Origin of the sequence: Gordonia sp. SCSIO 19800, assembly GCF_018132775.1 — a bacterium.
Taxonomy (GTDB): Bacteria; Actinomycetota; Actinomycetes; order Mycobacteriales; family Mycobacteriaceae; genus Gordonia; species Gordonia hongkongensis.
This window is the reverse complement of record NZ_JAGRQM010000008.1, coordinates 193330-216623: the sequence shown is the minus strand read 5'-3', so window position 1 is coordinate 216623 and position 23294 is coordinate 193330. Positions and strand designations below refer to the sequence as shown.

26 protein-coding genes and 1 tRNA gene are annotated in these 23294 nt (G+C 68.1%); 8 read left to right on the top strand and 19 right to left on the bottom strand.

Translation table 11 applies throughout. The features are described from left to right. Nucleotides 1-43: 43 nt before the first annotated feature. Entirely contained in the window at nucleotides 44-562 is a 519-nt protein-coding gene (locus KB201_RS12115; RefSeq protein ID WP_010841193.1) for a DUF3145 domain-containing protein, read from the top strand. Nucleotides 563-635: 73 nt separating this feature from the next. Here KB201_RS12115 and KB201_RS12110 read toward each other — a convergent pair whose 3' ends face one another. From KB201_RS12110 to aceE, 6 genes are all read right to left on the bottom strand, one after another. Further along, entirely contained in the window at nucleotides 636-2087 is a 1452-nt protein-coding gene (locus KB201_RS12110) for an acyl-CoA carboxylase subunit beta (RefSeq protein ID WP_058252055.1), read from the bottom strand. A 38-nt stretch (nucleotides 2088-2125) separates the two neighbouring features. Further along, the gene (locus KB201_RS12105; protein ID WP_065630088.1) at nucleotides 2126-3394 is read right to left on the bottom strand and encodes a KasA/KasB family beta-ketoacyl-ACP synthase; all 1269 of its coding nucleotides are present in this window, start codon (nucleotides 3392-3394) and stop codon (nucleotides 2126-2128) included. Continuing rightward, the gene (acpM, locus tag KB201_RS12100) at nucleotides 3394-3696 is read right to left on the bottom strand and encodes a meromycolate extension acyl carrier protein AcpM (RefSeq protein WP_058252053.1); all 303 of its coding nucleotides are present in this window, start codon (nucleotides 3694-3696) and stop codon (nucleotides 3394-3396) included. The genes KB201_RS12105 and acpM overlap by 1 nt, the downstream gene beginning before the upstream one ends. Before the next feature lie 130 nt (nucleotides 3697-3826). After that, nucleotides 3827-4735, bottom strand: a complete 909-nt coding sequence (locus KB201_RS12095) for an ACP S-malonyltransferase (protein ID WP_211539353.1) — start codon at nucleotides 4733-4735, stop codon at nucleotides 3827-3829. Nucleotides 4736-4930: 195 nt separating this feature from the next. Then, nucleotides 4931-6202 (bottom strand): CdaR family transcriptional regulator, encoded by a 1272-nt coding sequence (locus KB201_RS12090; RefSeq protein WP_058252051.1) that lies wholly within the window; start codon nucleotides 6200-6202, stop codon nucleotides 4931-4933. A 78-nt stretch (nucleotides 6203-6280) separates the two neighbouring features. Further along, entirely contained in the window at nucleotides 6281-9160 is a 2880-nt protein-coding gene (gene aceE / locus KB201_RS12085) for a pyruvate dehydrogenase (acetyl-transferring), homodimeric type (protein WP_211539364.1), read from the bottom strand. Nucleotides 9161-9311: 151 nt separating this feature from the next. Here aceE and KB201_RS12080 point away from each other — a divergent pair, with 151 nt between their 5' ends. From KB201_RS12080 to KB201_RS12070, 3 genes are all read left to right on the top strand, one after another. Continuing rightward, nucleotides 9312-9932, top strand: a complete 621-nt coding sequence (locus tag KB201_RS12080) for a hypothetical protein (RefSeq protein ID WP_211539352.1) — start codon at nucleotides 9312-9314, stop codon at nucleotides 9930-9932. A gap of 239 nt (nucleotides 9933-10171) precedes the next feature. Next, nucleotides 10172-10594, top strand: a complete 423-nt coding sequence (locus tag KB201_RS12075; RefSeq protein ID WP_058252048.1) for a DUF3052 domain-containing protein — start codon at nucleotides 10172-10174, stop codon at nucleotides 10592-10594. Continuing rightward, nucleotides 10591-11073: a peroxiredoxin gene (locus tag KB201_RS12070; RefSeq protein ID WP_068971527.1), complete on the top strand. Its 483-nt coding sequence runs from the start codon at nucleotides 10591-10593 to the stop codon at nucleotides 11071-11073. Before KB201_RS12075 ends, KB201_RS12070 begins: the two co-directional genes overlap by 4 nt. Here KB201_RS12070 and KB201_RS12065 read toward each other — a convergent pair. Continuing rightward, nucleotides 11063-11617, bottom strand: a complete 555-nt coding sequence (locus KB201_RS12065) for a protein kinase (protein ID WP_211539351.1) — start codon at nucleotides 11615-11617, stop codon at nucleotides 11063-11065. The genes KB201_RS12070 and KB201_RS12065 overlap by 11 nt on opposite strands. Nucleotides 11618-11714: 97 nt before the next feature. Between KB201_RS12065 and KB201_RS12060 the strand changes: the two genes are divergently transcribed. Further along, nucleotides 11715-11942, top strand: a complete 228-nt coding sequence (locus KB201_RS12060) for a hypothetical protein (RefSeq protein WP_211539350.1) — start codon at nucleotides 11715-11717, stop codon at nucleotides 11940-11942. 8 nt (nucleotides 11943-11950) lie between these two features. On the opposite strand, the gene KB201_RS12055 is transcribed toward KB201_RS12060, so the two are convergent. Continuing rightward, nucleotides 11951-13717: an ABC transporter ATP-binding protein gene (locus tag KB201_RS12055; protein ID WP_211539349.1), complete on the bottom strand. Its 1767-nt coding sequence runs from the start codon at nucleotides 13715-13717 to the stop codon at nucleotides 11951-11953. 489 nt (nucleotides 13718-14206) lie between these two features. On the opposite strand from KB201_RS12055, the gene KB201_RS12050 reads away from it, so the two are divergent. Further along, on the top strand, nucleotides 14207-15412 hold the full coding sequence (locus KB201_RS12050) for an RtcB family protein (RefSeq protein ID WP_211539363.1): 1206 nt from the start codon (nucleotides 14207-14209) through the stop codon (nucleotides 15410-15412). Between the two features lie 105 nt (nucleotides 15413-15517). On the opposite strand, the gene KB201_RS12045 is transcribed toward KB201_RS12050, so the two are convergent. The 7 genes from KB201_RS12045 to KB201_RS12015 all read right to left on the bottom strand — a co-directional run bounded on the left by KB201_RS12045 (nucleotide 15518) and on the right by KB201_RS12015 (nucleotide 18490). Then, complete coding sequence (locus KB201_RS12045; RefSeq protein ID WP_058252045.1) at nucleotides 15518-15715, bottom strand: CsbD family protein; 198 nt, start codon at nucleotides 15713-15715, stop codon at nucleotides 15518-15520. A 72-nt stretch (nucleotides 15716-15787) separates the two neighbouring features. Then, nucleotides 15788-16336 carry a hypothetical protein gene (locus KB201_RS12040; protein ID WP_211539348.1) on the bottom strand — a complete coding sequence of 183 codons (549 nt, stop codon included), beginning with the start codon at nucleotides 16334-16336 and terminating at the stop codon, nucleotides 15788-15790. After that, complete coding sequence (locus KB201_RS12035) at nucleotides 16333-16929, bottom strand: DUF6286 domain-containing protein (RefSeq protein ID WP_211539347.1); 597 nt, start codon at nucleotides 16927-16929, stop codon at nucleotides 16333-16335. The genes KB201_RS12040 and KB201_RS12035 overlap by 4 nt, the downstream gene beginning before the upstream one ends. Then, nucleotides 16926-17483, bottom strand: a complete 558-nt coding sequence (locus KB201_RS12030; protein ID WP_078112772.1) for an Asp23/Gls24 family envelope stress response protein — start codon at nucleotides 17481-17483, stop codon at nucleotides 16926-16928. Before KB201_RS12030 ends, KB201_RS12035 begins: the two co-directional genes overlap by 4 nt. Then, a complete protein-coding gene (locus KB201_RS12025; RefSeq protein ID WP_065630080.1) occupies nucleotides 17476-17655 on the bottom strand; it encodes a DUF2273 domain-containing protein in 180 nt (59 codons plus the stop codon). Before KB201_RS12025 ends, KB201_RS12030 begins: the two co-directional genes overlap by 8 nt. Beyond that, entirely contained in the window at nucleotides 17652-17990 is a 339-nt protein-coding gene (locus KB201_RS12020; protein ID WP_058252040.1) for a hypothetical protein, read from the bottom strand. The genes KB201_RS12025 and KB201_RS12020 overlap by 4 nt, the downstream gene beginning before the upstream one ends. Beyond that, nucleotides 17990-18490, bottom strand: coding sequence for an Asp23/Gls24 family envelope stress response protein (locus KB201_RS12015; protein WP_078112773.1), 501 nt, complete (start codon nucleotides 18488-18490; stop codon nucleotides 17990-17992). The genes KB201_RS12020 and KB201_RS12015 overlap by 1 nt, the downstream gene beginning before the upstream one ends. A 124-nt stretch (nucleotides 18491-18614) precedes the next feature. On the opposite strand from KB201_RS12015, the gene KB201_RS12010 reads away from it, so the two are divergent. Both KB201_RS12010 and KB201_RS12005 read left to right on the top strand, forming a co-directional pair. Further along, nucleotides 18615-19277 carry an RNA polymerase sigma factor gene (locus KB201_RS12010; protein WP_078112774.1) on the top strand — a complete coding sequence of 221 codons (663 nt, stop codon included), beginning with the start codon at nucleotides 18615-18617 and terminating at the stop codon, nucleotides 19275-19277. Continuing rightward, a complete protein-coding gene (locus tag KB201_RS12005) occupies nucleotides 19270-19749 on the top strand; it encodes a hypothetical protein (protein ID WP_078112775.1) in 480 nt (159 codons plus the stop codon). The genes KB201_RS12010 and KB201_RS12005 overlap by 8 nt, the downstream gene beginning before the upstream one ends. Nucleotides 19750-19805: 56 nt before the next feature. Here KB201_RS12005 and KB201_RS12000 read toward each other — a convergent pair. The 4 genes from KB201_RS12000 to KB201_RS11985 all read right to left on the bottom strand — a co-directional run bounded on the left by KB201_RS12000 (nucleotide 19806) and on the right by KB201_RS11985 (nucleotide 23255). After that, nucleotides 19806-19877, bottom strand: a tRNA-Val gene (locus KB201_RS12000). 441 nt (nucleotides 19878-20318) lie between these two features. Then, the gene (locus KB201_RS11995) at nucleotides 20319-21026 is read right to left on the bottom strand and encodes a type II CAAX endopeptidase family protein (RefSeq protein ID WP_078112776.1); all 708 of its coding nucleotides are present in this window, start codon (nucleotides 21024-21026) and stop codon (nucleotides 20319-20321) included. A 51-nt stretch (nucleotides 21027-21077) separates the two neighbouring features. Next, nucleotides 21078-22169: an NAD(P)H-binding protein gene (locus KB201_RS11990; protein ID WP_159371088.1), complete on the bottom strand. Its 1092-nt coding sequence runs from the start codon at nucleotides 22167-22169 to the stop codon at nucleotides 21078-21080. A 102-nt stretch (nucleotides 22170-22271) separates the two neighbouring features. Next, on the bottom strand, nucleotides 22272-23255 hold the full coding sequence (locus tag KB201_RS11985) for a YafY family protein (RefSeq protein ID WP_065630075.1): 984 nt from the start codon (nucleotides 23253-23255) through the stop codon (nucleotides 22272-22274). Nucleotides 23256-23294: the final 39 nt, after the last annotated feature.

Here is a 23294-nt window from a genome sequence, read left to right as displayed (position 1 = left end):
GTGTTGGGGAAGACGTTCCTCGTCGACAACGGAGGTGAACAAGGTGCGCAATCTGAATCAGTTTGCGGACATGACAACAGGAGTGGTCTACATCCACTCGGCGCCGGTGGCGCTGTGCCCGCATGTGGAGTGGGCTCTGTCGTCGACCCTGAATGCGCGCGCCAACCTGAAATGGTCGGCACAGGATGCCGAACCCGGCATGCAGCGTGCCACTGTCGACTGGGCGGGTCCGGTCGGCACCGCGGCTCGTCTGGTGACGGCGCTGCGGGAGTGGTCGGCGCTGCGTTTCGAGGTGACCGAGAACCCCAGCGAGGGTGTCGACGGTGAACGGTTCTGCTACGTCCCGGGACTCGGCCTCTGGCGCGGCTCCACGAGCGCCAACGGCGACGTCATCATCGGCGAGAACCAGTTGCGTTCGATGATCGAATCGCAACCCGACAGCGCCGGTCTCGCCGGTGAACTCGAAGGCGCGCTCGGAACCGCGTGGGACAACGCGCTCGAGCAGTACCGCATGGGCGGTGCCGGCGCCGAGGTCACCTGGTTGCAGCAGCGGGTGGGTTAGCAGGGGGACGAACGACAACGAGAAGTGCCCCGGTCCTCGAGGACCGGGGCACTTTCGTCGTCTGTGCGACGCGTCAGAGCGGGATGTTCTTGTGGCGACCGCGGCGCGCGGGTGCCGCGGCGAGCGCCTCGGCGATGATGCTGCGAGTGTGCGCCGGGTCGATGATCTCGTCGACCACGCCGATGGACTGTGCGCGGCCGACACCGCCGGCGATCGCCTCGTGCTCGGCGGCGAGGCGGTCGTGCAGGGCCTCACGCTCGTCGTCGGGCGCTGCGGCGAGAGCCTTCTTGTGCAGGATGCCCACCGCGGCCTTCGCGCCCATCACGGCGACCTCGGAGCCCGGCCAGGCGAACACCGCGGTGGCGCCGAGCGCACGCGAGTTCATCGCGATGTAGGCGCCGCCGTAGATCTTCCGGGTCACCAGCGTGACCCGGGGGACCGAGGCCTCGGCGAACGCATGCAGGAGCTTCGCGCCGCGGCGGACGACGCCGTTCCACTCCTGGCCGACGCCGGGCAGGTAACCCGGCACGTCGGTGATGACGATGAGCGGGATGCCGAAGGCATCGCAGAGGCGGACGAAACGCGATGCCTTCTCCGCGCTCTCGGAGTTGAGGCAGCCGCCCATCCGCAGCGGATTGTTCGCGATGATCCCGACGCTGCGTCCGGACAACCGGCCGAAGCCGACGACGATGTTCGGTGCCCATTTGGCTTGCAGCTCTTCAAAACTCGAGATCTGGGTCTCGCCGTCGGCCGCGACACCGGAGTCGAGCAGCTGCTCGACGACCGGGTGGACGTCGTAGGCGCGTCGATTCGACTCCGGCAGCAGGGCCTTGAGGTCGGTGTCGCCGGCCCGCGCGTGTTCGCGGTCGAAATGTCCCTGCTGGGTGAACGTCGACACCAGACGCCGTGCACGCCACAGCGCGTCGGGCTCGGAGTCGGCGACGATGTGACAGACACCGGACTTCTTGCCGTGGGTGGTCGGGCCGCCCAGCGACTCCATGTCCACTTCTTCGCCGGTGACGCTCTTGACGACGTCCGGGCCGGTCACGAAGACCCGGCCGGCCGGCGCCATGATCACGACGTCGGTGAGCGCCGGGCCGTAGGCGGCGCCGCCGGCGGCGAAGCCGACGACCACCGAGATCTGCGGGATATAGCCCGAGGCGCGCACCATCGCCTCGAAGACCTGCCCCACCGCGTGCAACGCCTCGACGCCCTCGGCGAGGCGGGCGCCACCCGAGTGCCAGATGCCGATGACCGGCGCCTGTTCGGTGATGGCGGTGTCGATGGCGTTGACGATGTGCGCACACCCCACGACACCCATGGCGCCGCCCATGACGGTGCCGTCGGTGCAGTAGGAGACCGTACGGACCCCGTGCACCAGACCGACGGCGGCCTGGACGCCCGACTTGTCGCGCGGATGGAGCAGCGACATCGTGCCTTCGTCGAAGAAGTTGGTGAGCCGCAACAGCGGGTCGCGGGGATCGGCGGCTTCTTCGCGGCCGGCAACGGGAGCCAAGGTCGTCATCGATGTCTCCTGGGTGTCGGGGGGTGTGGCGGTGATTCTCAGTAGCGACCGAAGGCGAGCGCCACGTTGTGCCCACCGAAACCGAACGAGTTGTTGATCGCGTAATCGATCTGCCCGTACCGGGGTTCACCGTGCACGACGTCGATGTCGCATTCCGGGTCCAGGTTCTCGAGGTTGAGGGTCGGCGGGATGACGCCTTCCTCGACGCTCTTGATCGTCAGGACCGACTCGAGCGCCCCGACCGCACCGATGGAGTGTCCGAGCGCGGACTTCGGCGCGTACACCGCAGCGTGCTGTCCGATGGCGGCGAGGATGCCCGCGGCCTCGGCGGTGTCGCCGATGGGGGTCGACGTCGCGTGCGCGTTGATGTGGGTGATGTCGGAGCGCTGCAGACCAGCGGTCTGCAGGGCCCGCGTCATGGCCCGCGCGTTGCCCTGACCACTCGGGTCGGGGGCGACGAGGTGGAATCCGTCGGAGGTGATGCCGGTACCGAGCAGGCGGGCGTGGATATGTGCACCGCGTGCGCGGGCGTGTTCCTCGCGTTCGAGGATCAGCATCGCCGAACCCTCGCCGAACACGAAACCGTCGCGATCCTTGTCGAACGGTCGCGACGCCGCTGCGGGGTCCTCGTTACGGGTGCTCATCGCCCGCATCATCGAGAACGCGGCGATCGGCACCGCGTCGATGTGACCCTCGACGCCGCCGGTGACGACCATGTCGGCGTCACCCATGACGATGTGCCGCCAGGCGTGCGCGATGGCCTCGGCGCCCGACGAACAGGCCGAGACGGGAGTGATCACGCCGGCGCGTGCGCCGACGTTGAGTCCCGCGACGGCCGCCGGTCCGTTCGGCATCGCCATCGAGACGGCGAGCGGGGACACCTTGCGGTAGTTGCCGGTGCCCTCCATGGCCTGGACTGCGTCGACCATCGCGTCGGCGCCACCCTGACCGGTGCCGATGACGACCGCGAGGCGGTCCTTGTCGACGTCGGGTTCGCCGGCCTGCGCCCAGAGGCGCTTGCTCATCACGTGGGAGATGCGCTCGACATAGGCCATCCGCCGGGATTCGATGCGCGTGACCTCCTCGGCGGGATCCTGGAGGAGACGACCACCGATGCGCACCGGGAGGTTGTACTTGGTGATGAAGTCGTCGGTCAGCTCACGGATGCCCGATTCGCCGGCCAGCAGGTTCTTCCAGGTCGAGTCGAGATCCCCACCCAACGAGGTGGTGGCCACCATGGAGGTGACCACCACACTCGGGAAGTTCCCACCCAGCGTGGAGTACTCGCGGAGGGAAGAGGGGGTCATCAGGCCTCGTCTGCCTCGACCTGCGCCTTGATGGCAGCTGCGGCCTCGGGGTTCTCGCTCTCGAGCTTCTGGATGTAGGCGACCGCGTCGCCGACAGTGCGCAGGCCGGCCAGATCCTCGTCGGGGATCTTGACGCCGTACTTGTCCTCGGTCTGGACCGCGATCTCGACCATGGACAGCGAGTCGATGTCGAGGTCGTCGACGAACGACTTCTCGAGGGTCACCTCGGACGGCTCGATGCCGGTGACTTCCTCGATGATCTCGGCGATGCCGGCAATGAGTTGTTCCTGGGTGGCAGCCACTGTGTGGTTCCCTTTCGTCTTCCTACGTGGATGTGAGATTTCCGGAGCGCAGCACGGACAGAGAAGTCCGCGCGCTTGGACACGTCGACGTGAAGCCGACGTTCCGGGGGTCGCGGACTACCCGCGACCGCTATCCAAGTTCGGTGATCCTCGCGATGTCGCCGGGCTCCTTGAGCGCCAGCGCGGGGGTGCCCTTGAGCTCGCGCTTCGCGATGCCCACCAGCGTCCCTGCCGGGGGCAGTTCCACCAGGGCGTGTGCCGAGTGGTCTCGCAGGTACGCCGAGCACAGATCCCAGCGGACCGGCCTGGTCACCTGTCCCACCAGCTTGGCCAGCGCGTCGGCGCCGTTCGTGACCGGCTGTCCGTCGGAGTTCGACAGCAGGGTCCGGGTGGGATCGGCGGGCGTGATGCGGGCGGCGGCTGCGGCGACGGCGTCCTGCGCCGGGGCCATGAAGTGCGTGTGGAACGCCCCGGCGACCGCGAGCTTTCGGATCCGGGCCTTCTCCGGCGGCGAGGCGATCAGCTCGTCGATCTGCGCGACGGCGCCGGCGGCGACGATCTGCCCGGCGGCGTTGCGGTTGGCGGGGACGAGATCGAGTTCGTCGAGACGTGCGAGGACGGCCGCCTCGTCGCCCCCGAGGACCGCGGCCATGGTCGTGGGCTGCAGGGCACACGCCTTCGCCATCTCCGAGCCGCGCAGCGCGGCCAGCGTGACGGCCTCGTCGGCCGAGATGACACCGGTGATCGCGGCGGCGGCGAGTTCGCCGACCGAGTGGCCGGCGACCACGGCGTCGGCGGGCAGTTCACCGTGCTTGCGCACCTCGTCGTAGGCCAGCAGTGCGGCGACGACGACGAGCGGCTGGGTCACTGCGGTGTCGGTGATCTCCTCCGCCGTGGCGGTGGTGCCGAGGCGTTCGAGGTCCAGACGGGTCTGTTTGGACCAGGTGGCGATCTGGTCACGCGCGCCCGGCAATTCGAGCCACGGCGTGAGCATGCCGGGTGTCTGAGATCCCTGTCCGGGAGCAAGCATCGAAAGCACGTGACCAGAGAACACCCTTTACCCGTGGGATGTGGGTGTGGAGAAGCATGAAGCTTGTCGCGGGCTTTTGTGGGGTTCCCACAAAGGAGACCTAGAGGTCACCTGGTTCGTCATCAGTCTGAGATTTGTTACCGAACCGTGTTCTTGAGGCTCCTATCAGCACAAACGGTGAATCGGACATGAAACCCGTGTGACTCATGTGGCAGATGTTGGCGATTTGTGCCGGAAGTGTGTCAGTCGACCCACCGTCGACGCGACCCTCAGAACGTAGGCGTCGCGCGGGTTAGTTGGGTCACGTCCTGTGATTTCCGAAATTTTCTTCAGTCGGTATCGAACCGTATTTGGATGGATGTACAGAATTCGGGCGCAGGACTCGACCGAGCCGCCGGAGTCGAGGTAGGCCTCGAGAGTGGTGGTCAGCGTCGCACCGCCCTCGGCGAGCGGCTGGACGAGGGATTCGATCAAAGCGGTCATCGCTGACTCGTCGCCGTTGAGCGCGCGCTCGGGTAGCAGTTCGAGACTGTGGACCGGCCGCGGCGCGCTCGGCCACCCGGCCACCGCCTCGATCCCGGCCATGGCCTCGGTGGCACTCGAGTGCGCGCTGCCGAGGTTCGGCATGGTCGGACCGATCACCACCGGACCGTCGGCGAAGTGGGAGAGCAGTGCGCCGACGAACTTCTCGGTGGGACGGGCGGGACCGCTCACGATGGCCACCAGCACCGAACCCTGCACCACCGACAGGGCCGACCGGTCGAAGGACTTGGCCGTGTTGTGGATCGCCAGTGGCACCGACACGTTCTGTTCCGGCGGCGGCGTCCCGACTATCACGGTGGCCGGCGCATCCGAGTCCCAGTTGAGCGCCGCTGCGCGAGAGAGTAATTGCGGCCCGGTGTCGCCGCGGACCACCGCGTCGACGACGAGGGCCTCGAGCCGGGAGTCCCACGCTCCACGTGATTCCGCGGCCGAGGCGTAGATCGCCGCCGCGGCGAAACCGATCTCGCGTCCGTAGCGCAGCACCGACTCGGTCAGCGCACGGAGCTGGGCATCGTTGCGGGCGAGGAGCGGCAGCCACTTCTCGAAGAACTCCATGGCCACGCGGACCATCTCGACGGTCTGCAGCAGCGTGATGCGGCGGGCGAGATCCTGCGGGACCACCTGGAAGGCCTGGACCGTGAACTTCACATTGCCCTCGGGGTCCTGGATCCACTCGACGAAGTTGACCACCGCGGTCTGCACGACGAGTTGCACACTCGCGCGCTGCGCGGCGTCGAGGTCGGAGAAATAGGGCAGCTGGTCCTGCATCGAATGCACCGCCTCGGTGGCGAGTCGGCCGCTGTACTGCTTGACCCGCCGGAGAAGCGTGTCCGGCAGCGCGTCGTGCACGGTGGCGGGTGCCGGTACGTGCGCGCCCCGCTCACCGAACACGTCAGCCGGTGGCTGCTTCCTGTTCACGCGCGCATCGGACACGACCTCAATCTAGCCCCTCGGCCGGAGTGGGTTCCCCGACCGAGGACGAGTGGAGGCCGTGTCCGTCGGCGCGACCGGTCAGGCGACTCCTGGATCGCTGGTCTGCTCGGGTGCGGCCGAGACGTCGTCGATCTGGTACTTGTCGGCGGCCTGCTTGGCCACCGACATCTCGATGTTGCCGTCCCGGGCGAGCGCGACGAGCACCGCGACGACGATGGACTCGGCATCGACGTTGAAGAACCGTCGCGCCGCCGGACGCGTGTCGGAGAACCCGAACCCGTCCGTCCCCAGCGTGAGGTAGGTGCCCGGGAGGTATGCCCGGATCTGCTCCTGCACGCCGCGCATGTAGTCGCTGACACCGACGAACGGGCCGGCGGCGTCGGCGAGCAGCTCGGTCAGGTACGCCGGTGCCGGCTCGGCGGCCGGATCGCGCAGTACCTCGCGGTCGGCGCGGATCCCGTCCCGGGCGAGCTCGCTCCACGACGTGACCGAGTAGACGTCGGCGCCGACGTTCCATTCCTCCGCGAGCATGTCGGCGGCGCGCAGTGCGTCGGGCATGGTCACACCGGACACGAGGATGTTGGCCGGGTGTTCCGTGCCCTCTGGCGCCCTCTGGAACCGGTAGGCGCCCTTGACGATGCCGGTCGGGTCGAGTCCCTCGGGCTTCGCCGGCTGACTGATCGGCTCGTTGTAGACGGTCAGGTAGTAGAAGACGTTCTCGGGGTCCTCGCCGAACATCCGCTCCATGCCGCTCTCCACGATGTGGCCGAGTTCGTAGGCGAAGGCCGGATCATAGGAGACGACGGCGGGGTTGGTCGCGGCGAGCAGCGGCGAATGCCCGTCGGCGTGCTGCAGGCCCTCGCCGGTCAGTGTGGTGCGGCCCGCGGTCGCGCCGATGACGAAGCCGCGCGCCATCTGGTCGGCGGCGGCCCAGAAGCTGTCACCGGTGCGCTGGAAGCCGAACATCGAATAGAAGATGTACAGCGGGATCATCGGCTCGTCGTGGGTCGAGTACGACGTGCCGACCGCGGCGAAGCTGGCTGCCGACCCGGCCTCGTTGATGCCCTCGTGCAGGATCTGACCCTCCGGGCTCTCCTTGTAGGCGAGCATCAGCTCGGCGTCGACCGAGGTGTAGAGCTGTCCGTTGCGGTTGTAGATCTTGAGGGTCGGGAACCATGAGTCCATACCGAAGGTCCGCGCCTCGTCCGGGATGATCGGCACGATCCGCTTGCCGACTTCCTTGTCGCGCAACAGATCCTTGAAGACGCGCACGAGCGCCATGGTGGTCGCGACCTGCTGCTTGCCCGAGCCCTTCGCGGTGGCCTTCAGTGCCGAACTCATGTCGGCCTTCAGCACCTTCGCCTTGGTGCGGCGGCTCGGCAGGAAGCCGCCGAGGGTCTTGCGCCGGTCGAGCATGTACTGCAGCTCCGGCGAGTCCTTGCCGGGGTTGTAATACGGCGGCAGGTACGGGTCCTTCTCGAGCTGCTCGTCGGTGATCGGGATGCGAGTGCTGTCGCGGAAGGCCTTCAGGTCGTCGAGCGTCAGCTTCTTCATCTGGTGCGTCGCGTTGCGGCCCTCGAAGTGCTTGCCGAGCGTATAGCCCTTGATGGTGTGGGCCAGGATGACCGTCGGCTGTCCCTTGTGGGTCATCGCCGCGGCGTAGGCGGCGTGGATCTTGCGGTAGTCGTGGCCGCCGCGCTTCAGATTCCAGATGTCGGCGTCGGAGAGGTCCTTGACGAGTTCCTTCGTGCGCGGGTCGCGGTTGAAGAAGTGCTCGCGGACGAACGCGCCGTCGTTGGCCTTGTAGGTCTGGAAGTCGCCGTCGGGGGTGGTGTTCATCAGGTTGACCAGCGCGCCGTCACGGTCGGCGTGCAGCAACGAGTCCCACTCGCGGCCCCAGATGACCTTGATGACGTTCCAGCCCGCACCGCGGAAGAACGACTCGAGCTCCTGGACGATCTTGCCGTTGCCGCGCACGGGGCCGTCGAGACGCTGCAGGTTGCAGTTGATGACGAAGGTCAGGTTGTCGAGGCCCTCGGTGGCCGCGAAGCTGGCGAAACCGCGCGATTCCGGCTCGTCCATCTCGCCGTCGCCGAGGAAGGCCCACACGTGCTGGTCGGAGGTGTCCTTGATGCCGCGGTCGTGCAGGTAGTGGTTGAACCGCGCCTGGTAGACGGCATTCATGGGGCCGATGCCCATCGACACCGTCGGGAACTCCCAGAAGTCCGGCATCAGTCGCGGGTGCGGGTACGACGGCAGGCCGCCGCCCTCGCCGGCGTGGCTGTGCTCCTGCCGGAACCCGTCCATGCGGGCCTCGTCGATGCGGCCCTCGAGGTAGGCGCGGGCATAGATGCCCGGGGAGGCGTGGCCCTGGATGAAGATGTGGTCGCCGCCGCCGGAGTGGTCCTTGCCGCGGAAGAAGTGGTTGAAGCCGACCTCGTACAGCGACGCCGACGAGGCGTAGGTGGAGATGTGGCCGCCCACACCGACGCCCGGGCGCTGTGCGCGGTGCACCATGATCGCGGCGTTCCACCGGATCATCTGGCGGAAACGGCGTTCGACGTCCTCGTCACCGGGGAACCAGGGTTCGGCCTCGGTGGGGATGGTGTTGACGTAGTCGGTGGAGGTGAGCGCGGGGATCGACACCCGCTTCTCGCCGGCGCGTTCGAGCAGACGCAACATCAGGTACCGGGCACGACCGGGGCCCGCGGCGTCGAGGAGGGCGTCGAACGAGTCGAGCCACTCGTCGGTCTCGTCGGGGTCGATGTCGGGCAGATAGGACGCGACTCCTTCACGGATGACCCGGACTCGTTGTCCGGCGGCACGTCCGTTCGAGCTGGGGCCGGTGTTCCCGGCGGCGCCCGGCGAGACGTCCTGTGTCGCTTGGTCCATCTGGTTGGTCACGGTGATGCCTACTCCCTCTGACAGGCCGAACTCGGGGTGGTGGTCCGACCGCATGGCGTCGGCACCGCACTCCGATGTGGTGCGGCGCCTACCCTCATCGTGCCCCATGTGGGGTGGCTTGGCACCGGGTGGATCCGTGTCGCGTGTCCCGATCGGCGTGATGCGGTAGCGTCCAGAAACGGTTACTGACCAGTAGGGGGAGTGGATGCCGGATCGAGGAGGCGCGGCCGACGGGCGACGCCGGGGTCGTGCCGTCCGGTCGGCGACCGCGGCCACGATCGCACTCGGCGCGGCCCTGTCGGGGGCGTGCGCGTCGACCGTCGATGGCGCGGGGGCGCCGGCGCCCGGCGAGGTGGCGGTGTACCGCTCCGAACTGTCCGCCTCGGCGGCTGCGGAGGTGCGTGCCGAGGGTGTCGAACTCTGCCGCGAGTCGATGGCGTCGATGGTCGTGATGGTCCGCGGGTTCAACGCCTTCGTCGCCCGGCTGAACGCGGCACAGACCTACGCCGGGGTCGGGGATCTCGACGAGAAGGCACGTGCCAGTCTCATTGCCGGTGCCGACCAGATCCGCCCCAAGATCACCGAGACGTCGCCACCGGCCGTCTCCACGCCGGCGCGGGCGTTCCTCGCGTCGACCGCACGCCTCGAGAACGCGATCAGTCGCGAACTGCGTGCCGGCCTGAACCCGGTGTCGAGCGAGTGGTCTCGCACCAAACAGCGCCTGCTCGATGTGTGCGGTACCTACACGCCGCTCCCGGCCACGTCCTCGGCCACACCTCGACCGTCGGTTCCCGCCACGACGTCGGCCGAGCGACCCGGGGGTTGACGGCGCCGTCCGCCTTGCGCCGCTGGGTACGGTTTGTTCCGCCCCGCTGTGGGTAACGATCGGGCGGGTCGGCCACGGAACCGGTGCGAAACGCCCGAAATCCCTGACGGCGTTCGGCTTGCAATGTGAGGCTCTAGGCTGTTGCCTATGCTGACAGGCGAACGGCGTGCGGGAGCGCACGCGGATTCGCCACAGACGACGCACAGAACGATCCACGAATCTTCAGGAGGTCACGCGCGGTGGTAGCCGCCACAGACGGTAGCAACGCCCAGAAACTGGGCTTGACCGCAGGTTTGGTCGTGCAGGAACTCGGCTGGGACGAGGACACCGACGACGAACTGCGCGCTGACATCGAGGACGCCATCGACGCCGAGATGGTCGACGAGGATGCCGATGACGTCGTCGACGTCGTGGTCCTCTGGTGGCGCGACGGCGACGGCGACCTCGTCGACGCCCTCATGGATGCGATCGGTCCGCTCGCCGAAGACGGTTTCGTGTGGGTGTTGTCGCCGAAGACCGGCAAGTCCGGCTACGTCGATCCGAGTGAGATCGCCGAGGCGGCCCCGACCGCGGGACTCACCCAGACGTCGGCCATCAGCCTCGGTGACTGGTCGGCGGCCCGACTGGTCCAGCCCAAGGCCCGCGCGGGCAAGAAAGCATGAGCGGTGCTCTGCCTTCTGCGCCCCTGACCGTCGGTGACCGGGCCCCGGATTTCGCCCTGCGCGACCAGAACAACCAGCTCGTGTCGCTGTCGACCCTGCGAGCCGACCGCAACGTGCTCGTCGTGTTCTTCCCGCTCGCGTTCACCGGTACCTGCCAGGGCGAGCTCGGCTACATCCGCGACCAGCAGCCCCGTTTCGACAATGACGACGTGACCACGGTGACCATCTCGGTCGGACCCTCTCCCACGCACAAGGTGTGGTCCGCCGCGCAGGGTTTCCTGTTCCCGCTGCTGTCCGACTTCTGGCCGCACGGCGACACCGCGCGCGCCTACGGGGTGTTCAACGAGGACCGCGGCTACGCGAACCGCGGGACCTTTCTCGTCGATCGGGACGGCACGATCGTCTTCGCCGACATGGTCGGTCCCGGCGAGGTGCGCGAGAACGCCGTCTGGGACAAGGCACTCGGCGTCATCGGCTGAGTCGGCGCTTCTCCGCATCCCGCGCGATCGAGTCGAGTCGGTGCCATACGGAGTCCATCCCAGGTCGCTGCTCGGGTTCGAGATCCAGCATCCGGTCGAGCAGTTCGGCCAGAACATCGGGTAGAGCGCGGTTCGTCCAAAACCCGGAGTCGCGCGTCGTGGCCGACGTCGCGCGACGCAGAGTGCGCAGGCGTCGGATGCCCCGTTCGGACCACGGCGGGACCGCGCCGTATGGTCGTCGCCCCGTCAATGCCTCGAAGAGGGTGACGCCCAGGGCGAAGACATCCGCCGCCGGGGTCAGGGCGACGTCGACGGCCTGCTCGGGCGGCAGGTAACCGCGCGTGCCCGAGCCGTCTCGGCGCTCTCCGGGACGGCCGAGCAGCCCGAGATCGATGAGGATCGCCTGCCCGCCGTGCACGATGATGTTCGAGGGCTTCACATCCAGGTGAATCCAGCTGTGGCAGTGCAGGTATCGCAGCGCGGATGCCATCTGCACGCCGAGCTGCACCACGTCGTCGACACTCAGCGGGCCGTCCTCGATCACCCCATCCAGGGTGGGCGCCGGGGATCGTCTGCATGGTGAAACCGATCAGACCCGACTCGTCCCGGGGGAGCATGCCGTAGCCGCGCACGAGATGCGGGTGGGCGAGTTCGGCGAGCGCGCGTCCCTCCCGACGGACGGACTCCGCGACCTCCTCATCGTGGCGTCGATGCCGTCGGATGACCTTGAGGATGCATCGTGTGCGGCGGTCGGTGTCGAACGCGTCCCAGGTGACGGTGCGCTTGCCGACGGCCAACGGGGCAAGTGGTTCGACACCGGGGAAACGTGGTGTCGGGTCGTCGGTGCCGTTGCGCTGCAACAGGTCTGACAGTTGCCTCATCGAACGTCACGCGCCGATGTGATCAGTCGGGTGCCGACGGATTCGACGGCGGGCAGCTCGATCACCCGATCGACGTGGTCGAGGACGACCGGGTCGTGGGTCAGGATCAACAGACTCCGATCCCGGTGCTCGGTCAGCGAGCGCATCAGGCGATGGGCGCCCGCCGGGTCGAGTCCGGTGGTCGGCTCGTCGAGGATGAGCAATCCGCCACCGTGGAGAAGTCCGCGTGCCACGTTGAGCCGTTGTCGTTGTCCGCCGGACAGGGTGCGGCCCCGCTGTCCGATGCGGGTGTCGTACCCGTCTGGGAGCCGGGTGATGAAGTCGTGGGCGTCGGCGCGTCGAGCGGCCGCGACGATGTCCGCACGGGTGGCGCCGGGTTCGCCGAAGGCGATGTTCTCGGCGACGGTCGCGTCGGACAGCAACATCTCCTGGGCGACGACGGCGACCGAGGCGCGGATCGACTCTCGCGTCACGAGAGCGAGATCGTTGTCGCCCAATCGAACCGTTCCCGAATGCGGTTGCAGGGAACCGTCGAGCAGGCGGGTCAACGTCGTCTTGCCCGCCCCGCTGCCGCCGACCACTGCGACGCGTTCACCGGGTTCGATCGTGAGGTCGAGGTCGTGCACGGCGTCGACGTCCCGGCCGGGATAGCGCGCGTGGACGTTTCGGAGCGCGACGCCCGCGGCCTCGGCCGGCAGTGCGACGGCGTGGGGCGGATCGGCCATGGTGGGCTCGTCGAGCAGTTCCTGTACCCGCTCGATGCCGGCGGTCGCGGCGAACAGCGAGGGCAGGAGGTTGCCGAGGTCGCGCACCGGGCGATAACAGCTCCCCAGGAGGGCCAGGAACGCCAGGACTTCGCCCAGGGTCATCCGCTGGGTGGCCAGGGCCCAGACGCCGAGCCCGATGACCACGAGGACGCCGAGGAGTTCGAACAGGCCGACCATCGGCAGGAACACGGCACGGACCCGGCTGGCGACCAGCTCGGCGTCCATGATGGCAACATTCTGGCGCTCGTAGCGCGCGATCGCCGTGGCCTCCTGGTTGTACCCCTGCACGAGGGCGGCATTGGCGAGGTGTTCCTCGGTGATCGCGCTGAGGGACCCGGCCCGACGCCGCCGTTCGCGTGATGCGGACTTGGTGTAGTCGGCGAATCGGGTTGCGGCCCAGAAGAACAGCGGTACGACGACCATCGCCGCCAGGGCGAGGAGGAGATCCATCCAGAGGAGGGCGGCCACATAGATGATCAGGGTCGCCGCTTGGCGGAAGCCCCAGGTCAGGTGACGGACCATGAACGACTCGACCGTGCCGATGTCGGAGGTGAGACGGCTCATCACATCGCCGAGCCGCAGATGGTCGAGTCGGTGTGCGGGCAGTGCCAACACGTGCGCGAACGCGTCGCGCCGCAACGTGGTGAGGAACCTCTGGGAGATCCAGGTACCCAGATAGTCGTCGGCGCCGTCGACTACCGCGGCCAGCAGGTTGAGCCCGATGTATATCGCCGCGATGTAGGGGAAGGGGCCGAGGTCCGCAGGCACCAGCACGTCGTCGACGAGACGCTCGAACAGCGCGATCTCGGCGACGGCGATCAGGGCGGGGATCACCGACAGCATCAGGCTGAGCAGGAGCCACCACCGGAGCGTGCGCAACCGCGGCCAGAACGTGCGGAAGATCTGCAGGACGGTCAGGGTCGCGGAGTGCTGGACGAGGGGCTGATCGTCGGCGCGGGGTCGTAGCAGCGCGAAGAACGGTGACGGCGAGGGCATGACGGAGACGTCCATCCGGGTTCGTGGTGGTGGTCGTGCTCGCGGTTGCGAGAGCGGGCGGGCGGGTGGCCCGATCTGCTTCGGGGGAACAGATCGGGCCGCACCGCCTAATCGGTGGTGGTGACCGGCGGGCGACGACGCGGACGGCGGGGCGCGCGTCGGCGGTTGTCCGTGGACGTGTCGTGGGGACGGCAAGCGCCGGGAACTGCCGGCGCGAGTGCGCAGAGGATGTTGGAGTGCGACATGAGAAGACCTTTCGTCGGGTGTCGTGATCGTTCCGCCGGCGGTCCCGAGCGGAACGGTTCTCACTGTCACGGACCCCGATGAGGTCTCCGTGAGTCGCACATGAAAGATCCTTCATCGACGCCGACGGGTGCCGTCCCCTGCGGCGAGTGGCATCGTGGACTGGAAAAGCGTTTGCCGCCGAGCGGATTCGACGGTGTGATGGGCGAGCCCGTCGACGCGGGCGCACACGAGAGGAAGAACTCCATGCCGACCAAGGTGTCGCCCAAGGTGCTGAACTATGCATCGCACGTGGACGACAACACCCTGACCCAAGCGGCCGAGACCGCCCGGTTGCCGTTCGTGCACCCGCACATCGCCCTCATGCCCGACGCACACTTCGGGAAGGGCTCCGCGGTGGGCACCGTCATCCCGACGACCGGCGCGGTGATTCCCGCGGCCGTCGGCGTCGACATCGGCTGCGGCATGATCGCGGTGCAGACGCGCCTGCGCGCCGCGGACATCGACGGAATGGACCTCGGGCGACTGCGGAGGACGATCGAGGACGCGATCCCGCTGTCGCCCGGCAACTACAACCGCGGACTGGACCGGTTCGAGTTCACCCGGCCGCGCATCGATGCCCTCGCCGAACAGGCGACGAAAGACGGTGTCGACCTGTCACATTCGCCGAAGTGGCGGGAGCAGCTGGGCTCGCTCGGCGGTGGCAACCACTTCATCGAGCTGTGCCTCGACGAGGGCGACGTGGTGTGGCTGTTCCTGCACTCGGGTTCGCGGGGCGTCGGCAACAAGATCGCGCAGAAGCACATCAAGATCGCTCAGCGGTTGTGCCGCCAGTGGTGGATCAAGCTGCCGAACGCCGATCTCGCGTACCTGCCGCAGGGGACCCCGGAACTGACCGCATATCTGCGGGACCTGTCCTGGGCGCAGAAGTTCGCGTTCGAGAACCGCGCGGAGATGATGGACCGTTTCGTCGAGGTGTTCGGGAAGTGGTTCGCAGACAACGCCTCCGGCGGCGTCGTCGAGGAAACGGAATCCCTGGAGGTGGACCGGATCAACTGCCACCACAACTACACCGTGCGGGAGACGCACGCGGGCCAAGACGTCTGGCTCACCCGGAAGGGTGCGATCGACGCCCATGAGGGCGTACGGGGCGTCATCCCGGGTTCGATGGGTACACGGTCGTATGTGGTGCGCGGCAAGGGGAATCCCGCGGGCCTGTGCTCGGCGCCGCACGGTGCCGGTCGGCGGTTCTCGCGGAGCGAGGCGCGGAGGCGGTTCACCGCCGACGATCTCGCCGCCCGGATGGCAGGGATCGAGTACCGTCACGGCGAGCAGTGGGTCGACGAGATCCCGGACGCGTACAAGGACATCGATCAGGTCATGGCCGACGCCGTCGATCTGGTGGACATCGAGTACACCCTGCGACAGATCCTCAACGTCAAGGGGACGTGACCGACCGTTCCTGGCCGACAACAGGACGAACCCCGAAGGTGCTGAGCACCTCCGGGATTCGCCCTGTCACCGCCGGCGGGGAGGTTCGGCTGCCGGCGGCGATGATCACTTGCCGGTCAGCTTGTCCTTGATGTTCGACGCGGCGTCCTTGACGTTCTCCACGCCGTCTTTGACGGCGGCGGAGAGCTGATCGCCCTTGCCCTCGCTCTTGAGTTGGTCGTCACCGGTCACATCGCCGGCGGCCTCCTTGGCCTTACCCGAGAGGTCCTCGGCCTTGTTGCCGACCTTGTCGCTGAATCCCATTCGCTTCTCCTTCATCTCATTGGTTCGACGACAGCCTCGGATGAGGCCGTCCGTCGGGGTCGCTTCTTCGGGTCACCTGTCGAGGTGGATGAGAGCCTGGACGTGGACTCCGGACTCTCCGAGCGCGGTACGGATGGCGGCGACGGTCTCCGCGACGGGCGCGGTGACCTCGTCGAAGCTCCGATTCGGCGTCGCCGACACCTCGAGCCGGATGATGCTGCGCGACCGGTCGTCGATCGCTCTCGCGGTCACCTTCTGGAACAGCGGGTTCCCGGCCAGTTCCGTCGCTGCCGCGTCCGCGATCAGTTTCGGTGCGACGGTGAGCGCTCCGGTCTGATCGGAACCGACGAGCAGAGCGTCGTCCACTGCGCGGGGCCGTACGTTGGTGGCCAGCAACAACAGGCCCCAGCCGATCGCGATCACGGTGACGCCGGCCAATACCCAGACCCACCGGGACGCCTGCGCGGCGTCGAGAGCGGCACGCTCGTCGAGACGGTCGACCCACCCGGCCACCGGTTGGGCGTCGACCTTCCATGCCACGGCTCCGACGCCGACGATGATGAGCAGCAGCGCCACGAGTCCGACCGACAGCCGATGTGCGGTTGCGGGAAGACGATTCATCGGACGCTCCTCGGTCCTCGATCGCGCACGCGCACCACAACCCGCGGTGACGAGGCGAGATCGGCCGCCACGGCGGCGACCGTGCTGTCGATGAGGGCGCGGTCGGCGACCTGTCTCCGCACCCCGACGGTGCAGGTGACCTTCCGTCGCGTCACCACGGTGTCGGCGTCGAATACGCCGGGCAGGTCGGACACGGCAGCGCTGCAGCGTCGGGCGACGTCTCCGGGGCGGGTCCACATCCCCTCGCCGGCGGCGAGTTCGAGGTGGGTCCGGCGACGAGGCTTGATCGCGATCCACAGTAGGACGAGGCCTACGAAGATCAACCCGATCGCGGCGGGCCACATCCAGTTCTGCCACTGCAGTTCTGCGACCCACTCGCCGGCGGTGACCGACCACGGACGACCATTGAGCCAGCTCGCGTCGACGGCGATGTCGCGTACGGCTGCCGCGCCGAACGCGAGGAGAGCGAGCCCCAACGCTGCGCCGGCGATCGCAGCGCCCGGGAGAGCTGCAGGTGGGAAGACGTTCTGGGCGTCGGTGTTCCGTAGGGTCGCGACAGGAGCGGTACCCGATTCGGGTGCGGTCTGCGTCATCGTCGTACCCCCGTGTCGATGCTGATGGTCGGAGTGAATGCGTCGGTGTTGTCCGGGTCCGGGTCCGGGTCGTCGGGGAGCGGGTCGTTGTCACGAACGTGGTCGTCAGCGTCGTCGTATTCGGGCTCGTCGGAGACCGGCGGCAGGTCCACGTATCCCTTCTGCAGGCGCCGGATCGCCTGTCGTGGCTCGAATTTGGACACCGTCACATCGACGCGAATCGGAACGATCCCGGCGAGTCGCTCGACCTCGGCGGCGACGTGATCGCGTGCGCTGCGGGACACCTCGGCGACCGCGCACGGCCATTCGAGGGCGAGGGACAGGGTGATCCTGGCGCCGCCCGCATGAACGGCCGCGTCGGGAAAGTTCCGCTCACCGACTCCCAGTACCGACCCGACGCCACCGCGATGGCGGACGACCCCCGGGATGTCGAGAGCCGCTCGGGCCGCGATCTTCTCGATCACGCGATCGGCGACGGTGAGCGTGCCGGGCGGCGAGTCACCCGCGGTCGGGTGAGCATCCCGGGCGGGCCCGCCGGATTCGTGCTCAGCCACGACCCCGGCTCCGCAGGAGTGCGCCCAGATCGATGGTGCCGTCCCGGTTGAGTCCCAACACGAGTCCCGCGGCGCCGAGCACGATGGCCAGCAGGAAACCGGCCAGCCCGCCGGCGACGGCGGCCAGAGCGAGGAGCAGGCCGGCGAACAGGCCCACGATCGCGTTGTTCATTGCGCTTCACCATCTTTCGGAGTGGGCTTCGAGCTGACGCTGATGTCTGCCACGGTCACCGTGACGGGTCTCGCGGCGAGCTCCTCGGTGACATCGCGTACCCGCGCGGCAGTGCCGTGGAGGTCGTACGCTGCGTCGACGACGATGTGGACCTCGCCGTGGTCGTCGGCGAGGGACACGCCCGGGACCCGACGCCCGGGGAGGTACGTGGCGATCTCCCCGAACAGGCCGCTGTGCAGGTCACGGACGCCCGGTACGGCGAGGACGGCGGTGGCGAGGCGTTCCGCCAGTGGGCCCCCGTCATCGGTCCGCGCCGCCGGGAGGTCCGACGTCATCACTGGACCCGCGGGGTGGTGTTCGACTCCTGCTCGTCGTCGCCGAACGCGATGTCGTGCACGGTGATGTTGACCTCAGTGACCTCGAGACCCGTCATCTGCTCGATCGCCGAGACCACATTCCGTCGAATGGCCGCTGCGAGTTGATGAATCGCGACGCCGTACTCGGCCACGATCGAGACGTCCACGGCGGCCTGACGCTCGCCGACCTCGACCTCGATGCCCTGGGTGGTGCTCACCGTCGTGCCGGGCAGGACGTCGCGGACCCGGCCGACCACGCGCTCGGTGGTGCCGCCCAGGTCGTGGACACCGTCGATCTCGCGTGCGGCGATGCCGGCGACCTTGGCGACCACGATGTCGGCGATGGAGGTGCGTCCCCGGTCGCCCGACGGATCACGGCGGGCGAGGGCACGGCCCGCGGCGCCGTCGGTGCGCGTGGCGTCGACGGTGGTGGCGTCGTCCTTGGTGGCGTCCTTGGTGGCGGTGGCGCTTGCGGACATGTCGAACTCCTTCGGTCGTCGTGTCTTCTTCGTAGACGGACCGCGTTCGGATGATGCGCGATCGCAAAGGCTGTTCACGATCCGTCTGTAAGGTCAGTCGGGACGGACGGGGGGAGTTGCACGCATGAATATCGGTGATTCAGCTCACAGGCAGCCGCTCGACCTGTCTGCGCTGGACCTATCTGAGCTCGGTGATGACGAACTCGCAGGCGCGGCCGCCGTCGGCGACACCGAGGCGTTCGACGTGCTCGTCCGGCGCGTGACCCCGGGTCTGCTGCGATACATGCTGCGGATGGTCGACGGTCAGCAGACCGCCGAGGACCTCACGCAGGAGACCTTGCTCGACGCGTGGAAGGGGCTGCCCGACTTCGCTTTCCGGAGCAGCTTCCGCACCTGGATGTTCGCCATCGCGCACCGCAAGGCGGTGGACTACCACCGCCGCCGACGCGACGTCCCGTTCGACGACGAGCGGTTCGCCGAACTCGAGGCCGCCGGACCGCTGCCCTCCGACATGGCCGAACGGAGTCTGCTCATGGATGCCCTGCGCGCCGAACTGGACAATCTCCCCGCCAATTCGCGCGCCGCGTGGTGGCTGAAGGAAGTCGAGGGGCTTACGCTCGAGGAAATCGGACAGGTGTTGCGCATCACCACGGGATCGGTGCGCGGTCATCTCCAACGGAGCCGGAAGTTCCTGTTGACCCGTTTGGCGCCGTGGAACCCTGGTAAACCGAGAATCACACCGACGGAGACCGTCGACGACGCGGAGGGAGGCGAGGTCGGTGCCTGACAAGCACGGACGCGACTTCGAGGCCACCGACGTCGCCGACGCCTGGCTCGTCGAGGCGACACAGCAGATCGCCGCCGACGAACCCATCGGTGACGTCGATCGGCTGATCACCTCGATCTCGGGCAGCCTGCAACGGATTCGGCGGCCGGCTCGGACCGTGGCGACCGACGAACTGCGCGTCAACACGAGCGACCGCGTCGTCAAACAACTCATCGCCGTGCGTACCCGACGCGAACTCGGCCGCCTGACGGTCTTCGTGTCGGTCGACGGCCCTGGTGACACCGTCGACGGCGTGCGCGTCGGCCTGATCGCCCGCTACGCCGACGACCTGCCCGCGCTCTCCGACGAGGTGCGCGACATCGTCGACGAGGTGCTGCTCGACACCCTCGGGGCCAAGAGCAGCGCCGCGGCCCGACGCAACATCTCGGTGCGCTGGCAGGACGTGTACACCCGAGAGTGGCTGAGCCGGTAGCGATTTCAGGGCTTGGAGCGGAGCTCGGCGCGGGTTGGGGCTACGAGATCGGGGAGTGCGCGCAAAGGGATTCGAACCCCTGACCGCTGGTGTGTAAGACCAGAGCTCTACCGCTGAGCTATACGCGCGTGCCGCGCTGACGAACGTGGCGCTGCGCACACGAATTTAGTCGCTCCGATGCCGGTCGCTCAAACCGGGTCTGGCCGGGATTACCACGCTCCCTGAGGAGCGAGCTTGTGAGCGTCGCCCTGCTCCCTGAGAAGCGAGCTTGCGAGCGTCACCCTGCTCCCTGAGAAGCGAGCTTGCGAGCGTCACCCTGCTCCCTGAGGAGCGAGCTTGCGAGCGTCACGAAGGGTCTTGGTGGGTCGGGTTGCGAAGACCCTTCGTGACGCGCCCTCCGCAAGCTCCGGGCGCTCCTCAGGGAGCAGGGGAACGCGCCCTTCGCAAGCTCCGGGCGCTCCTCAGGGAGCAGGGGAACGCGCCCTCCGCAAGCTCCGGGCGCTCCTCAGGGAGCAGGGGGTTGTCAGGGAGCAATGGGGGTCGCTTCTCGCGGATCGGGGAGCAGAGGGTCAGGCGAAGACGGGCGGGAGGGCCAGGACCATCACCGCGCCCCAGATCACGTGGGTGATCGCAGGGGCCAGGACGCCGGCGGTACTGCGTCGGAGGATGGCGCAGACGGTGCCGAGGACCGCGCCGGCGAAGCCGAGCATCACGTTGCCGCTGGCCATGGTGACCAGCACGTAAATGACCGTCGACACGAGGATCGGATTGTGCGGGCGGGCCGCCGAGTAGACCGAGCCGCGGAAGAACAGCTCCTCGGCGAGGCCGTTGAGCATCGTGATCGCGGTGACCACGGCGAGGCTGCCGAAGTCGGCGAAGGCCAGCACCTGGTTGGCGAGGTCGCTGACGCCGGGGATCATCCGTGCCACCAGGCCACCGACCACGAACGCGCCGCCCACGGCCAGGCCGACGACGACGCCGAGTCCGATCGCCCCGATCCGGTCGGGCGGGCGCGAGGGGGTGGGGCTGAAGGCGCCGAGGCGCAGCGGTCCGGAGACGAACGCGCCTACGATCCACACCGCCGCCAGGCCGATGGTCAGCGGGTAGAACGCGGCGTCACCCGGCTCCACCCGTAGGGAGATGCCGAGAACCACCGCACCGATGACGAGGAAGACGCCGACCAGCCAGCGTCGTCGGATGTAGTGGGCGCCGGGATCGGGGTCGCGGTCCGCGGCGACGGAGTCGTACAGGTCGCGCGCCAGTGAGGTCACCAGCACATCACCACCTAGTTCGATCGGTCAGGAAATCGGTCGATCAATGGTCACCGGTCACGACGCTACATCGGCGCGACCCGGTCGGAGGACTCCGACGACCTTCGTCGCCACTCCGAGGGACGTACCGATCGTCTCGACGACGCTGCGCTTCACCCGCAGCCAGTCGCCGCCGGCCCAGGCCGGGTCGGTGTCGGCGAGGTGGTGGAGGTCGTCGAGGTCGCACACCGAGCGGGGATACGGCGACCGCACGGATGCGTGGACGGCCTCGCGCATCGGTGTCAGTCCGCCCTCGGGCGGCGGGACGAGGTCGCGGATGCGGTGCTCGGACGCCGTCATCGGGTGGTCGAGGGAGGTGACGAGCTCCTCGGTGAGCGACGCCGGGACCGGCACGAGCATGCCGCCGACCCGGCCCGCGAGCCGGGTCGAGATCCCGAAGACCGGTAGCCGCAGCCTCGGCATCCGGATCGCCGACACGTACTCGTGCAGGATCGAGATGTAGCGCGCGCTGTCGGGGCCGGAGATGTCGTAGTTCCCGGCGGGCAGGACCGACGAGTCGCACGCCGCGGCCAGATAGTGGACCGCGTCGCGGATGGAGATGGGATCCATCTCGTTGGTGATCCAGTCGGGTTCGGGGATCACCGGCAGTCGGTCGGCCATGTAGCGAATGATCTCGAACGACGTCGAACCCGCGCCGATGACCACTGCGGCGCGCAGCCACACTAGTTCGGGCCCGCCGTCGACCCCCAGTCCGTCGGCGACGTCGGCGCGGCTCTGCAGATGGGTGGACAGTTTGTCGTCCGACGGCACGAAACCGCCGAGATAGATGATCCGTCCCACTCCGGCGTCGCGTGCGGCTTCGGCGACGTTGCGTGCGGCGTCGCGGTCGCCGTTCGCGAAGTCGGCCTGGCCGATGGCGTGGACGAGGTAGTAGATCGCGTCGATCTGGCCGGCGTCCGACATCGCCTTCTGGACCGAAGCCGGGTCGTCGGCGTCCATGGTCACCATGCTGACTTGGTCCGACCAACCGAACTTGGCCAGCTTCCGGGTGTCCCGCGACGTGACGACCACGTCGTGTCCCTGCTTGAGCAGTGCGCACACCAAGCGGGAACCGACGTACCCCGTGGCGCCAGTGATGAGAAGTCGCATGACACCGACGGTAGAGAAAATCGGCGGAGTCGGTCGGCTCGGGAGCGTCCATGTGACAGACACGGTGCCGATGTCACGGTCGGGTAACGGCGTCGGTGACGGTCACGGTTGCGCGACGACTGCCCGTCGGTACCGTTCGGCGACCCGGTCGTGGTACTCCGCGGCGGCCACCAACTCGGCCCGGAGTTCAACCGGTTCGATCACGGTGAAATCCGCGCCGAAGGCGTACAGCCAGCGAGCGATCTCGGCGAGCGACGTGCTGTACAGCGTGATCTCGCAACTGTGCTCGTCGCCGGACTCGAGTGCACCCCACGATTCGTGGACCATCGCCGACACCGCGTCGAGCGAGGCATGGATACGCACCCGCGCCGTGACGCGTCGGTAGACGGACCCGAGACCGCGCAGTACGAACGCCGCCGCGCCGCCCTCGGGTGGTTCGCGCGGGGTGAAACGCGGTCCGGTCGGCACCTTCGGTTCCATCCGGTCGACCCGGAACGACCGCCAGGCGCCGCGTTGGATGTCGAAACCGACCAGATACCAACGGTTCCCGTTGCGGACGAGTCGATAGGGTTCGATCTCGCGTCGGCTCTCCTCCCCGTCGTTGCGCCGATAGTCGAACCGCAGCCGCTCGTTCCGATGGCATGCGGTCGCGATTTCGGTGAGCCGGTCCGCGGACACCGCGCTCGCCGGTGCGGTACGCGGGACGGCCTCGATCCGCAGGGCGTCGAGCCGGTGGCGCAGCCTCGACGGCATGACCTGACGCAGCTTCGCGAGCGCGCCCGCCGAGGCCTCCGCCATGTCGGCGACCGCACCGGTCGTCACCGCGTCGAGACCTAGGGCGACCGCGAGGACCTCCTGGTCGTCGAGCAGCAGCGGCGGCATCTCCGCGCCGGCGCCCAGTCGGTAGCCACCGCGCGAGCCGACGTTGGCGTCCACCGGGTAGCCCAGTTCGCGCAATTTGTCGATGTCGCGCCGGACGGTGCGGGTGGTGATGTCCAGGCGCTCGGCGAGTTCGGGACCCGACCACTCGCGTCGTGTCTGCAGTAGCGACAGCAACGCAAGCAATCGCGCGGAGGTTTCCAACATGTGCTCATCCTGCCCGACGATGCGGACAGGTCCGGTCCT

What these genes read in the sequence shown, in the direction of transcription:
- KB201_RS12110 (WP_058252055.1), bottom strand. Translation starts at nt 2,087, where the DNA reads ATGACGACCTTGGCTCCCGTTGCCGGCCGCGAAGAAGCCGCCGATCCC.
- KB201_RS12105 (WP_065630088.1), bottom strand. Translation starts at nt 3,394, where the DNA reads ATGACCCCCTCTTCCCTCCGCGAGTACTCCACGCTGGGTGGGAACTTC.
- aceE (WP_211539364.1), bottom strand. Translation starts at nt 9,160, where the DNA reads ATGCGGTCGGACCACCACCCCGAGTTCGGCCTGTCAGAGGGAGTAGGC.
- KB201_RS12080 (WP_211539352.1), top strand. Translation starts at nt 9,312, where the DNA reads ATGCCGGATCGAGGAGGCGCGGCCGACGGGCGACGCCGGGGTCGTGCC.
- KB201_RS12070 (WP_068971527.1), top strand. Translation starts at nt 10,591, where the DNA reads ATGAGCGGTGCTCTGCCTTCTGCGCCCCTGACCGTCGGTGACCGGGCC.
- KB201_RS12055 (WP_211539349.1), bottom strand. Translation starts at nt 13,717, where the DNA reads ATGCCCTCGCCGTCACCGTTCTTCGCGCTGCTACGACCCCGCGCCGAC.
- KB201_RS12050 (WP_211539363.1), top strand. Translation starts at nt 14,207, where the DNA reads ATGCCGACCAAGGTGTCGCCCAAGGTGCTGAACTATGCATCGCACGTG.
- KB201_RS12045 (WP_058252045.1), bottom strand. Translation starts at nt 15,715, where the DNA reads ATGGGATTCAGCGACAAGGTCGGCAACAAGGCCGAGGACCTCTCGGGT.
- KB201_RS12040 (WP_211539348.1), bottom strand. Translation starts at nt 16,336, where the DNA reads ATGAATCGTCTTCCCGCAACCGCACATCGGCTGTCGGTCGGACTCGTG.
- KB201_RS12035 (WP_211539347.1), bottom strand. Translation starts at nt 16,929, where the DNA reads ATGACGCAGACCGCACCCGAATCGGGTACCGCTCCTGTCGCGACCCTA.
- KB201_RS12025 (WP_065630080.1), bottom strand. Translation starts at nt 17,655, where the DNA reads ATGAACAACGCGATCGTGGGCCTGTTCGCCGGCCTGCTCCTCGCTCTG.
- KB201_RS12020 (WP_058252040.1), bottom strand. Translation starts at nt 17,990, where the DNA reads ATGACGTCGGACCTCCCGGCGGCGCGGACCGATGACGGGGGCCCACTG.
- KB201_RS12015 (WP_078112773.1), bottom strand. Translation starts at nt 18,490, where the DNA reads ATGTCCGCAAGCGCCACCGCCACCAAGGACGCCACCAAGGACGACGCC.
- KB201_RS12010 (WP_078112774.1), top strand. Translation starts at nt 18,615, where the DNA reads ATGAATATCGGTGATTCAGCTCACAGGCAGCCGCTCGACCTGTCTGCG.
- KB201_RS11990 (WP_159371088.1), bottom strand. Translation starts at nt 22,169, where the DNA reads ATGCGACTTCTCATCACTGGCGCCACGGGGTACGTCGGTTCCCGCTTG.
- KB201_RS11985 (WP_065630075.1), bottom strand. Translation starts at nt 23,255, where the DNA reads ATGTTGGAAACCTCCGCGCGATTGCTTGCGTTGCTGTCGCTACTGCAG.